At 58.3% G+C, this 12,663-nt stretch carries 10 protein-coding genes; 9 read left to right on the top strand and 1 reads right to left on the bottom strand.

All coding sequences use genetic code 11. From position 1 onward, the window contains the following. Positions 1 to 24: 24 nt before the first annotated feature. The 6 genes from WCA10_RS21475 (at position 25) to WCA10_RS21450 (ending at position 7,961) form a co-directional block, all read left to right on the top strand. Positions 25 to 747, top strand: a complete 723-nt coding sequence (locus tag WCA10_RS21475) for an ABC transporter ATP-binding protein (protein ID WP_472824588.1) — start codon at positions 25 to 27, stop codon at positions 745 to 747. Between the two features lie 227 nt (positions 748 to 974). Then, positions 975 to 1,898 (top strand): sigma-54-dependent transcriptional regulator, encoded by a 924-nt coding sequence (locus tag WCA10_RS21470; protein WP_472824577.1) that lies wholly within the window; start codon positions 975 to 977, stop codon positions 1,896 to 1,898. A gap of 100 nt (positions 1,899 to 1,998) precedes the next feature. After that, the gene (locus WCA10_RS21465) at positions 1,999 to 3,789 is read left to right on the top strand and encodes a DUF885 domain-containing protein (protein WP_472824576.1); all 1,791 of its coding nucleotides are present in this window, start codon (positions 1,999 to 2,001) and stop codon (positions 3,787 to 3,789) included. A gap of 7 nt (positions 3,790 to 3,796) precedes the next feature. Then, positions 3,797 to 4,708, top strand: a complete 912-nt coding sequence (locus WCA10_RS21460) for a hypothetical protein (protein WP_472824575.1) — start codon at positions 3,797 to 3,799, stop codon at positions 4,706 to 4,708. 155 nt (positions 4,709 to 4,863) lie between these two features. Next, the gene (locus tag WCA10_RS21455; protein WP_472824574.1) at positions 4,864 to 5,208 is read left to right on the top strand and encodes a PadR family transcriptional regulator; all 345 of its coding nucleotides are present in this window, start codon (positions 4,864 to 4,866) and stop codon (positions 5,206 to 5,208) included. A 59-nt stretch (positions 5,209 to 5,267) separates the two neighbouring features. Continuing rightward, positions 5,268 to 7,961: an ADOP family duplicated permease gene (locus WCA10_RS21450; protein ID WP_472824573.1), complete on the top strand. Its 2,694-nt coding sequence runs from the start codon at positions 5,268 to 5,270 to the stop codon at positions 7,959 to 7,961. 116 nt (positions 7,962 to 8,077) lie between these two features. Here WCA10_RS21450 and WCA10_RS21445 read toward each other — a convergent pair whose 3' ends face one another. Then, a complete protein-coding gene (locus tag WCA10_RS21445) occupies positions 8,078 to 10,060 on the bottom strand; it encodes a hypothetical protein (RefSeq protein ID WP_472824572.1) in 1,983 nt (660 codons plus the stop codon). 318 nt (positions 10,061 to 10,378) lie between these two features. On the opposite strand from WCA10_RS21445, the gene WCA10_RS21440 reads away from it, so the two are divergent. The 3 genes from WCA10_RS21440 (at position 10,379) to WCA10_RS21430 (ending at position 12,642) form a co-directional block, all read left to right on the top strand. Continuing rightward, positions 10,379 to 10,519, top strand: a complete 141-nt coding sequence (locus tag WCA10_RS21440; RefSeq protein WP_472824571.1) for a hypothetical protein — start codon at positions 10,379 to 10,381, stop codon at positions 10,517 to 10,519. Positions 10,520 to 10,709: 190 nt separating this feature from the next. Then, positions 10,710 to 12,089 (top strand): GGDEF domain-containing protein, encoded by a 1,380-nt coding sequence (locus WCA10_RS21435; RefSeq protein WP_472824570.1) that lies wholly within the window; start codon positions 10,710 to 10,712, stop codon positions 12,087 to 12,089. 91 nt (positions 12,090 to 12,180) lie between these two features. Then, a complete protein-coding gene (locus tag WCA10_RS21430; protein ID WP_472824569.1) occupies positions 12,181 to 12,642 on the top strand; it encodes a hypothetical protein in 462 nt (153 codons plus the stop codon). Positions 12,643 to 12,663: the final 21 nt, after the last annotated feature.

The raw sequence follows: 12,663 nt of genomic DNA, 5'->3' as shown, positions 1-12,663 counted from the left end.
AACAGCGTCATCTCCGAGGTGGAAATGCAGGAATCCGCTGGACCGAACGGCGACATGATCGTTGTCGAGGACCTGTGGCGTACGTATGACATGGGTTCCGAACAGCAGGTGCAGGCTCTGCGCGGCGTCAATCTCCGCATCAAACACAACGAGTACGTCGCCATCATGGGCCCGTCCGGCTCCGGCAAATCCACCTTGATGAATCTGATCGGCTGCCTCGACACGCCGTCCAAAGGCAAGTACTGGCTTAACGGCCAGCTCGTCAGTGAACTCGACGACGACGAACTGGCACGCATCCGGAATAAGGAAATCGGATTCGTTTTCCAGACCTTCAACCTGCTGTCGCGCGCCACTTCGCTGCACAATGTCGAACTGCCGCTCATCTACAACGGCACTCCCGCGGCCCAACGCATCGAGCGCGCCAAGGAGTCGCTGATCAGCGTGGGCCTTGAATCGCGCATGAACCACAAACCCAACGAGCTCTCGGGAGGACAGCGCCAGCGCGTCGCCGTCGCCCGTGCACTTGTCAACAGCCCGTCCATCATCCTGGCTGACGAGCCTACCGGCAATCTCGACTCCAAGACCGGCATCGAGATCATGGCCCTCTTCGACACGCTGCATGCCAAAGGAAACACCATCGTGCTCGTCACCCACGAGCCCGACATCGCCGACTATGCGCATCGCGTCGTCCACATTCGCGACGGCCAGATCTACTCCGACGAACCCTCCAAGCGTTTTCGCACATAGCAAGGGCATCAAAACCAGTTTGGTCATTCTCAACAAGGCGCCTTGAATCCCTGCGAACAATCCTCCGCGGTGAAGGGTGTGAAGGTTCTGCGTCTTTCCTTCATTCCCTATTTATCGTTCCCTCGCACCCTCGCTCCCTGTTTCGCTGCCGCTCACGTTCCCATTGTCTCCGCCGATAAATTTACTGCGGGCCGCTCGCATCGCGGCCGCAGAGGCGAGGCGCAGGTATGTCGGCACAAAACCTTCTGCAACCGCAGCACCTTCGGCCGCAGGCCTTCGATCTCTCTAACGCCGAAGCACAACACCCCTTCATCGCCATCAGCACTGCCGCACGCAGGCTTTTCCACCAGGTCGAGGTTGTCGCCCCACACCTGCAGATAGCCACCATCGAAGGAGAGACCGGCGTCGGCAAACAAACCATTGCACAGTTGCTGCACAGCCAATCCGCTCATGCGCGTTCCACCTTCCAGCGCTGCGACGCCCGCGAGTGGCTGCTCGACGAGGTCGACCCGCAGTTTCTCTCCGGGTTTATCTATCTCGATCGCGTCGACCTGCTCGCTGCGCCCGGACAGGCTCTGCTCCTGCGCGTGCTCCGATCGCTGCCGAATCGCCCCACCGACACATTTGCCTTGCTCGCCTCCTCTGAAAGATCCCTCCGCGACCTGGCCAGCGAAGGACGCTTCCTGCCCGACCTCGCCTTTCGCCTCACCGCCATCCACTTCGTCATTCCGCCCCTGCGCGAGCGACGGGAAGACATCGTGCCTCTCGCCACATTCTTTCTGGAAAGCATCGGCGCGCGGTATCATCTTCCGCGCCTCAGTCTGGCGCCAGGCGCCACCGCCTGCCTGCTGCAGCACAACTGGCCCGCCAACGCAGGCGAGCTTTCCAGCGTCCTTGAATCCGCCGTTCTCAACGCCCCGCATGGCATCATTCACGCAGAAGACCTCGCAATCGTATCCACTCCGCTGGCCTCGCCGCGCCCTGCTCAACCATCGGCGGAGTTCCTCAACCTCGATGCTGTGATTCTCAACCACATCCGCATGGTTCTCGATCTGAACCACAACAATAAACTCAAAACCGCGCGCCAGCTCGGCATCAGCCGCTCCACCCTGTATCGCCTGCTCGGGGCCGACGCTCCCAGTTCTCTCTAGTCATATAGCAGCAGAACTACTGCTGGACGCGCCCGCGCCCTCGTGCTCTACACTCAACCCGATGCCCCTACTCCCGACTCCAGCCCAAGGATTCTTCACTTTGAAACGACTCTCCGCCTGCACTCTCGCCGTATTGTTTCTCCTCCCTGCTCTTCTCGTCGCTCAGCTGACGGCAGCCGCTCCTGATACGCGGGAAGATCGCGCCAAAGCCCTCCATGCGCTCTTCCACGACTACTGGGAAGAGACGCTTCAGCGGGAGCCTGAGTTTGCCTCCACCCTCGGCGACAAGCGCTACAACGACCAGATCTCCGACTACTCCGTGAAGGCCGTCAATGACTGGCTGGCCTTCGAACAGAATTTGCTGATGAAGCTGGCGGTCATTGATCCCACCGGTCTCTCCGATCAGGACCAGACCAGCCGCGAACTGCTGATCCGCAAACTCGCAGAGGATCAGGAGGTTGCCGAATTCAAAGAGTGGGAGATGCCCATTAATCAGATGGGCGGCATCTACTCCACCTACCCCGATCTCGCTGGACATCTCAGCTTCACCACCGCGAAGGACTACGACGACTGGATCGCTCGTCTCCGTCTAATTCCGCGCGCTTTCGACCAGGTGACGGCGAACATGGCCATCGGCATCGAAGACAAGCGCGTCCTGCCGAAGTATCTTCTCGAGAAGACCCTCGAACAAGTGAAGCAACTCGCCAGCCAGAAAGCCGAAGACTCGCCCCTTGCTCTGCCTCTGAAAAAACTCCCCGCTTCGATCTCCGCGGCCGAGCAAACGCGGATCAAAACCGAAATGCTCACTGCCATCACCAAGCAAGCCCTTCCGGCGTACACGCGCTTCGCCCGTTTTCTTGAAGTCAGCTACATCCCCGCTGGGCGCGCCGAGCCCGGTATTTCATCGCTACCGGACGGCGCGAAGTATTACCAGTTCCTGATTCACCATGAGACAACAACGAACCTTACCGCCGACCAGATCCACAAGATCGGACTCGAAGAAGTTCAGAAGGACGAGGCCGCGATGCTCACGATCGCGAAGAAACTCGGCTTCGACGATCTCAAGTCTTTTCGCGAAAGCATCAAGAACAATCCCAAGCTGCGCCCTGCCTCGCCCGAAGCCCTGCTCGCCGCCTACCAGGGACATGTAGACGATATGGAGGGCAAGCTCCCGCAGCTTTTCGGCCGCCTCCCCAAAAACAAGCTCGAAGTCGTGCGCATGCCCGAGTACATCGAGAAGACTTCCCCACCGGCTTACTACGACTCTGGCTCGCCTGAGACAGGCCGCCCCGGCCACCTCTGGGTCAATTTCTACAATGTTCCCAATCGCTCTCTGCTCAATGTTGAAGCCATCGCCTATCACGAGGGCCTTCCCGGCCACCATCTGCAGATCTCGATCGCGCAGGAGCAGCAGGGCGTGCCTGAGTTTCGCAAGCATCTGGAGTACACGGCATTCGTGGAAGGCTGGGCGCTTTACTCGGAGCGCCTCGGAAAAGATGTGGGCTTCTATCAGGATCCGTATTCCGATTTCGGACGCCTCGACGCTGATATGTGGCGTGCCATCCGCCTTGTGGTCGATACCGGCGTTCATTCGGAGCACTGGACCCGTCAGCAGATGGTGGACTACTTCCACCAGTACTCAGCGATGGATGAACCGACGATCCAGTCCGAGATCGACCGCTACATCGCGTGGCCCGGCCAGGCCCTCGCCTACAAGATTGGCCAACTCGAGATCCTCGCGCTCCGCGACCGAGCGAAAAAAGAATTGGGGGACAAGTTCGACATTCGCGCCTTTCACGACCAGGTCATCGACTCCGGTGCGCTGCCTCTCGATGTGCTGGAGGGACGCATCACGGCCTGGATCGCCACCCAGAAAACTGCCGGGAAGTGAAGCTGCTTTGGGCTTATTTTCGAGTAGGACACATCCGACCAGAGCGGAATATTCAGATCTGACGCGGATTCCAATCGTGCCTGATCGGCTATCGCAGCCAGGAGGGACTATGATTGCTCACCGCGAAGGTGCAGTCATGAACGATGACGGAATCACGAAGCGGGCGCAGAGAGAACTACGTTCCGAGAGCCATGCAACGGCAACAGAGAAACGGAAAAAGATAGCAAAAGTTGCAGGCTTAATCGTCTTCCTTTTTGCGTCGATTTCGTGGCTGGCCAAGGTCTTCTCCATCCCCACCAAAGACTTTGTTGCGTCGTTGGAAATTGGTGGGCTTGTGCTACTCCCGTTGATGCTGTTTTATGCGCGCAGCAACTGGCCTCGAAGACTCTGGGTTGCCTATGCGGTTGTCTTGCCTCTCCTATGGTTTTGCACATATAGCGTACTTCATGAATTGAGTCATTTGGCGGGCGTGCTGCTCATCGGGGACAAGATTGTCGAGCATCATTTGATGCCGCACTTTTGGCAAGGTGAATTCACGGTTGGCTGGGTTCGATCTCAGGCTCTGCACGAACGCAGTTGGCGAGATGTGTTGCCAGGTTACGGACCATATATACGAGACATCCTCCTCTTGTCGATCGCACTGATATGGCTGAAGGGAAAGAGAATCCAGAATCCCCTTCTGGCCGGTTTAGTCCTCGTATTTTTCGGTTTGAGTTCGCTGTTTGACATTGTTGACAACTACATCAATGGCTACGTGATTGGCCGCATGCCGGGCAACGACTTCATGGGGAGCGCGATAAGAATTGGGTCGACATGGACGAATGTGATCGGAGTTACAGCAACTGCCTTCGCCGCCTATGTCGTCTGGAAAGTCGTGCGTCGTTCCAAAGGCTTTCCAGTGGAAACTCTCCAGCTATAGCACTGGAGACTTGGAAAAATGTTGGGGTTGTATCACCGTTTACTCGGAACTAAGCCGAATTCTGGACACGTGCGGGTCGGAGAGGATCGAGAAGGGCAAAACCTCGATCAGAATACCTATTTACAAAATAGGTATCCGAAGGCTACTATCCATTCATGTCGAAGCACCCCGACGACCGCGACCTCTTCCCCGGCGCACTCGAAATCATGATTCTCAAGTCTCTTCGGCTGAAGCCGATGCATGGGTATGCGCTGGTGAAGCATATCCAGCAAGTCTCCGATAACCTGCTGCAGGTGGAAGAGGGCTCGCTCTATCCGGCGCTGCAACGGATGCTGCGCGACGGGCTGCTCAAGTCAAAAGAGGGCATTTCGGCCAAGGGGCGCCCAACGCGCATCTACAGCGTCACCGCAGCGGGTCTCAGGCGCCTCGACAAGGAAGTACAGAGCTTCGAGAAGATGTTTGCGGGCATCACGCGCGTCCTCGCATTCGACAAAGCATAAGACAGGGCATTCGACAAAGCATAAGACAGGGCATTCGACGAAGCTTAAGGAGAAACCCGATGCTGCCTCTTCCCCGGCTCTTCGGCCGCAGCCGCCGCTATCACGACATCGACGTCTCGATTCAGGAGCACATCCAGGAACGCGCCGACGAACTCGAAGCGGAGGGCATGCCTCGCAAACAGGCAGAGCAGGCTGCGCGCCGCGAATTCGGCAACGTCGCTCTCGTCCAGCAGCGCAGCCGCGAACAATGGCAGTGGCGCGCGCTTGAGTCGCTTCTGGCTGATCTCAAGTTCACCCTGCGGCGGCTGCGCAAATCTCCCGGATTCGCCATCACGGTCCTGCTGACGCTGGCGATCGGCATCGGCGCCAATACCGCGGTCTTCAGCGTTGTCGATGGCGTTCTGCTGAAGCCGCTTCCCTACCCTGATTCCGATCGGCTGGCGTCGCTCTGGCTCGATGCGCCGGGCGCTCCCGACCTCACCAATTTTGAGAACGGTCTGCGGCTCTCTCCGTCGATGTATTTCACGTTTGCCGAACACGCGCAGTCCTTTCAGTCGCTGGGGGTGTGGGTACCCAGTGGCGCGAACGTCACTGGAATCGCCCAGGCGGAGCAAGTACATACAGTGCTGATCAGCGATGGAGTTCTGCAAACGCTGCAGACGCATCCAGTGCTCGGTCGCTGGCTCTCGGAAACTGACCAGGATCCACACGCTGCCAAAAGAGTGATGCTCAGCTACGGCTATTGGGAACGCCGGTTCGGGGGCGAACGCAACGTAATCGGTCGAACCATCCAACTTGATTCTGAAACGTGCGAGATTGTCGGTGTGATGCCACGCGGATTTCGCGTGGTCGACAACGACTTCGACATCCTTGTTCCTCTGCAATTCGATCGCGGCGCACTCAAGCTCGCGCCCTTCGGATTTAACGGCATCGGCCGCCTCAAGCCCGGTGTTTCCCTTGCGCAGGCCGATGCCGACGTCAGCCGTCTGTTCGAAGTCTGGATGCACACCTACTCCAATGGCCCTAAGACCAACCCGTTCTATTACAGGGTATGGAGAATCACGCCACAGTTCCGCTCGCTGAAGCAACAGGTCATCGGGAACGTCTCCAGCGTTCTCTGGGTGGTGATGGCCACAGTCGGCCTGGTCATGCTGATTGCATGCGTCAACATCGCGAACCTGCTCCTCGTCCGCGCGGAATCACGCCAGCACGAACTTGCCATCCGAGCCGCGCTCGGTGCCGGTCGCGGACGCATCATCCGCGAACTGCTTTTCGAGAGCGTGACGCTCGGGCTCATCGGCGGCGTCTTTGCTCTGGGCGTTGCCTATGCGGGGTTGCGCCTGCTGGTTGCCACCGGACCGGCAAATCTACCGCGCCTGAGCGAGATCAGCCTCGACGCTCGATCTCTTGTCTTCACGTTCGCGCTCTCGCTCTTCTCCGGATTTCTCTTTGGCTCCATCCCCGCATTGAAGTACGCGAGCACCCGTGCCGCCGCCGCACTGTCAGCGAACACCCGGACGGCCAGCACCAGCCGCTCCCGCAATCGTTCGCGCAGCATCCTCGTGGTGGCGCAGGTTGCGATGGCGCTCGTGCTGCTGATCAGCGCGCTCTTGATGATCCGCACCTTCGCCGCTCTGCGCAACGTCGAACCAGGCTTCACCAATGCCGCGCACCTTGAGACAATGCGTACCTCGGTGCCGGATCTGCTGATTTCCGACCCGGTCATGGTGATGCGTACGGAGAACGAGATAAGCGACCAGATCGCTGCTATCCCCGGCGTCACATCGGTAGGATTCGCGGCAGGTTTGCCCATGGAAGGCGTCGACCCGAACTGGGATGAGATCGGTGTCGAGGGCAAACACTATGAAGGCGGCGTTGAGCCTCTCCGACTCTTCAACTACATCTCGCCCAACTACTTCAGCACCATGGGCACGCATGTGGTCGCCGGACGCGAATTCACATGGAGCGATCTTTACAGCCTGCGCAATTACATCGTTGTCTCCGAGAGCTTTGCTCGCGAGAACTGGGGCTCGGCGGCGGCAGCCATCGGCAAGCGTGCGCGCCAGTTCTCGAGCATGCCATGGCAGGAGGTGATCGGAGTTGTGCAGGACGTTCGCCATAACGGGGTGGACGAGAAAGCGCCCGAGATCATTTACTGGCCGGCGATGCAGCACGATCCCTACACAGATAAGCACCCCGTCTCTTCCACCCGCGCGATCACGTTTACCATTCGCAGCCGTCGCGCAGGCACAGAATCCCTGGTCGCGGACATGCAGCGGGTGGTCTGGTCCGTAAACCCCAATCTTCCGGTGGCGGAGCCCGACACCATGCTGGAGATCTACGCGAAATCGATGGCCCGCACCTCATTCACGCTCGCGATGCTCGCCATCGCTGGCTCCATGGCGCTCGCGCTCGGCATCATCGGCATCTACGGAGTCATCTCCTACGCCGTCTCGCAACGTACCCGCGAAATAGGCATCCGCCTGGCGCTTGGCGCACAGAAAAAGGAACTCAAATGGATGTTTGTGCGCTCCGCCCTCACGCTCACGGTGATCGGAGTCGCCATCGGCATCGCCGCTGCGGCTGCGCTTACGCAAACGATGAAGTCGCTGCTGTTTGGCATCGGCCCGCTCGATCCGCTTACTTACTTTACGGTCCCGATTGTCCTGGCAGCAGCCGCAGCGATCGCTAGCTATCTACCTGCGAGACGCGCCGCATCCATTAACCCCGTCGAAGCACTGAGAGTCGAATGAGTTCGCGGTTCAGAGTTCGTAGTTCCCTGAAGAGCCTTTAGCAGGTCTTCGTTATGAGACGAAGGACCGAAGTTCCAGCGCTGGGAATTCGGATCAGTGAACTCTGAACTGCGAACTTAGAACTTGTTCACCACGTACCCGATCGACGGCGTCCAACTCACCGCATCGCCTCCGCCGTTGCTGCTGCCATAGACCTCGAAACGAATTGAGTCCCCGGCGGCTACGTGAATGTTGTCCACATCCGTCGCGGTGCCCAACTGTTCCGCAGCCTCAACTAACGGCCTTCCGCCCTGGCGCGGCCAGATCGGTATCACGTTTCTGCCCGAGACTAGATTGATTGCCGCCGTCACGCTCGTTCCACTCTCTCCGCCTGCCGCCACCACGAGTCCGCGGATGCTGACCGTTCCGGCATGAACCGCGACCCAAACCCGGGCGACTCCGCTCGCATCGCAGACCGCCGTGCAACTTCCCGGCGCCATCCCGAACGCGCTCACATACTGTCCCGGCTTCGATTCCCACGCGCCATTGTCCGTCGCGGAGTAATGCGGCATCTCCTCCCAGTTCGAATCGGGAGTCTGGTACAGGTAGCGCCACTGGTTCTTTCCCTGCGTCGCTGAAAATTGTTCGGCTGCATAGTTAGCCACAAAAGCCGTCTGCAAATTGCCGACGTTTGCGATCGAGCCGATGCTCTTGCCTCCGAAGAATCTTCCGTGCGGCTCGAAGTACAGGTTATCGCGAATCTTTCCCACAGGCGTCCCGAAGCCGCGTCCCTTGTTGTTTTCCCACACCGAGGCAGCTCCCGGCCGATATGCGTTTGCGTTCTGCGCAAACGTGTTGCTGGCGAAGTCGAGCTCACTCGAATGGTCGCCGGGATGAATGTTCAAAATCTCCACACCCGGTCCCGCATTCGCTGCAAAAAGATTTGCCTGGAGTGTCACATGGTCTTCCGACCACTCAAAGTCGATCCCGGTTTCATCGGGACTGCCCGTTGCGGGCACGCCGAAGATGATATTGTTCACGAACGTCACATGGCTCACCCGGCCCAGGATCACCGCCGCGGTTCCTGACCCCGTGCGGCATCCGGCTTCCTCAAACAAAACCGAATTCATCACCGTCACATCCGTCATGCCCAGTAACCGCAGTGAGTCGCTGCACCCCAGTCCGGCGGCCTCATACGCCCTCGAAGCATTGCCGTTGTCGCTTGAGAGAATCAGTCCTTTCAGCGTCACATTCTGAAAGGCGTTGTGCCCGTCCTGGTTGTCGATCGAATTGGTCTCGGCATCAAACGCTACGCTGTCCAGATTATTCGTTCCTCGCACGTCGCTCACGGTCACATCCCGAAGCACATATTGCGCGTTGGTGTAGGTCAAATAGGACGCGACGTTGAACAAGATCCCCGACGAAAGGTTGATATTCAAGCTCGAAGCAAATGGATCCAGCACGTGCCGGCGTACTGGATACTCGGTCGAATAGCCGGCCCAGATTCCCTTGTTGTCGTGCGCATCGATATTGCTGATTGAAATCCCGTTATTGAAGAGCTGCGTGAAATGCAGCAGAATCCCGACGCTCGCCCGGCCCACTTCGAGGTCGCTGACTTTCCAATAGCTGGCGTCGGTGAGCAGAACGCAGATATCGCTGATTTGCTGGTTGCGCAGAATCTTCGGGTTCGCGCCGGCTCCGTAAGCGCTCAACCTAATCGGTTCCGTCGCCGTCCCGCGCCCGCCGAGCGACAGTTCCTGGTTCCAGGCGCCGCCCCGCGCCAGCAAAATCTGATCGCCCGGCAGGAAAGTCCTGATCTTGTTTGCCGGCGCAAAGCTGCACCATGGCTGCGCGAGGCTGTGTGGGCCGCCATCGCTGCAGTTTGAACCGGCCTGATTGTTGATGTAGTAGGCTGTCCCGCCTGCCCTTGCCGCCGCAGCGAAGCCCGAGAGGCACACGACACCGCCAAGAATGGCAAAAAGCCGGGATCGCCACGACTTCTTAATGCCGTTTGCGGACCCCGCCGCCAGTCGAATGTTTGCCGATGTATTCAGATGCTGCTCCGCGGAAATTGCTGAGCAGCCACGCAGGCACACGAATCCCGAAGGCAACGAACGCAACAAGAGCCCCCCAACCGCGTATCCGCGCTTGGATTGAACGCAACTGAAATCGCCCGGCAGTCTCCAGGCCCACAGGCGGTCTCCGGACGTGGAGCCGCGGAATTAGCCGGCGCGTTCTAGCTGTTGATTAATTACCTGGATTCTACACAACGGACAGGTCGATTTGTAAGTAACGTGCGTCACTCCAAATTGAATTCTTCGGTCGAAGCCCGGCAAGATTCGCCTTGCCTTTTTCCTCACGAACGGTAACAATCCGGGGGCATACTGTGTCGTCGCGCGTTAAGACGCTATCTGGCCCCTTTTTCGGCAGTTCGCCGGATGCGCGACACAAGTTGTCCCGGCTCCATTGAGGAAGACTGGATGTCCAACATGCAGGATCAGATCTGGCATGGCGCCACCTTCACCATCACCGGCACCGTCGAGGAGGCATCCAGCCTCCAGCCTCCCAGAGCTCAGTAACATCGCTTTCGGCTAGAGCGACTTGAGAGCACCCGTTCCCCTTTCGGGGAACGTGCCGCAGCCCGCTATCCGCTCATTCTGAGGCACATCCCTCAAACGGAAGTTGCATTCCTCCGCATGCTCCAAAATGCTATAACTTAGGCACAACATCCAGAGATTGACCCATATTGAATTGACAGAAGAGCAATTGATGATTGCCGGACAGATGCAGATCGAAGACACAACATTTCCGGTACACGAGCCTAACCAGAACGTTCTCCACAAGGCCTACTTAGCAGAACAGATCTGCCTCGTTCTGGCCATTCAAATCGTGCTCATCAACCTGTTCTCGCGCGCCTTTCCGATCGTGAACAATTTGTTGCCGGAGAGTTTGCTGCACATGCGGGTTTTTTCCGCGCTCGCCGTGCTTTTTACGACCTTGGCTCTCTTCTTCACGGAAGGCAGACACAACCAGAGGCTTTATCGCGCCGGAAAGATTCTTGCCGGCGTTGTGACGTTAACGGGGGCCATATCTTTTTGGACGCCGGCCGCCCGCGTGCTCGCGCAGTTCGACCACCTCCTCAACGGAAGTGAGATTCCCCAGGGCCCGGCCATCCTGCGCGCTTCGACTTTCGGATTCATCCTTCTGGGCATCTTGATTCTTTTCCTGCGTTCCCGCGACCCGCTTTTCGGCAGCATCGCTGACACCGGAGCAACCCTCCTCCTGCTGTTGGTGTTGATCGTGCTGCTTGAGTTTGTATTTGCAACGGCGGGAATCCAGGAATCGTCGATCGCGGGGCTTCCCACCGTTCCAACTCTGGTTTGCCTGACGCTATTGACCCTTGTTTCCATTCTTCGCCGGGCGAAATACGGAATCTTTTCAGTTTTTTTCGGAGACGGCATCGGAGGTCGGATCGCACGAATCCTGGCCCCTATTCTGCTCATCTTGCCTGTCCTGCGTGAACTTGGCCGGGCTCGACTATTGAGTGCGCACGTCGTTCCCACGCCTTACGCCACAGCAATCCTCACATCCATTGCGACCATCGCCTCGTTTGCGTTGCTCCTTGTTCTCGTACGCCTCATCAACACCATGCAGACTCAAATTCATGGCCTGACTCTGCGGGACGAGCTGACAGGCCTCTACAACTTCCGCGGGTTCAATCTATTCGCCGAGCAGGCGTTTCGCCTGGCGCGCCGCGCCAAAATGCCTTTCGGTGTCCTGTTCATCGACATGGATAACCTTAAGATCATTAACGATGAATTGGGGCACAGCGCGGGTTCCATATCGCTGGTCGAAACCGCGAAGCTTCTGTTCGCCACATTCCGCGAAACCGATGTGATCGGCCGACTCGGCGGGGACGAATTCGTGGTAGCCGGACAATTCGACCCTGAAGAAATCTCGCTAGCCATCGAGCGCCTGCGTTCCGGCGCCGCAGCGAAGACTCAACTCGCCGGCAACCGGTTCTTCCTCAGCCTGAGCATGGGCTACGCGACCAGCGACCACAGCACCGAAGAGACTTTGAAAAGCATTGTCTCCCGCGCGGATAAAGCAATGTACAAAGAGAAACACGCCAAGAAGCGGATTGCATAGAGCGGCCTGAATCCCTGCCTGCTCTCGAACCTCTCGAGCCGAAGAACCCCACCGCTTGCTCCCCGGTTGCAGTCAGTGTCATCCTCAAATCATGGTTAGAAAAATACAGCTATGGTTATTCGCTACTCTGCTGGCGTGCGGCTCTCTTAAAAGTGCAGCGCAGGACAAGGGTTACTGGCGCGCCGCCAGTTCCAACGCCAATGACATCACCGGCGACCTGGCGATCACGAACGACAAGCTCACGATCAACTTCAGCGCCTTCACCATCGCGCAGATTCGCCCTCTCAAGCCGGCAGAATCCAGCGCCGTCTTTGACGCGGACCCCGGCGCGGGCGGCAGCGGCAATCTCTACCGGCTCAATGTGCCGGCGCAGAAACGATTCCTTCACCACAACACTCTCTGTGGGTCGGATGACACGCAATGGATCGCAACCTACGTTCAAGGTCGCGCCCTGCATGTCGCCTTCTTCTCCGGATCGGAAATGCCGGTCTTCACGCCCGAGGCCCTCGCCAACTCGACCGACGTCTGCGGCACGTTTTCTTACTCGCGCTAGGCCGTAATTGCCGCCGCGAGT

This window comes from Occallatibacter sp., from assembly GCF_049582745.1.
Classification (GTDB): Bacteria; Acidobacteriota; Terriglobia; order Terriglobales; family Acidobacteriaceae; genus Telmatobacter.
Note: the sequence above shows the minus strand (reverse complement) of the source record. Positions and strands in the feature narration are given on the sequence as shown.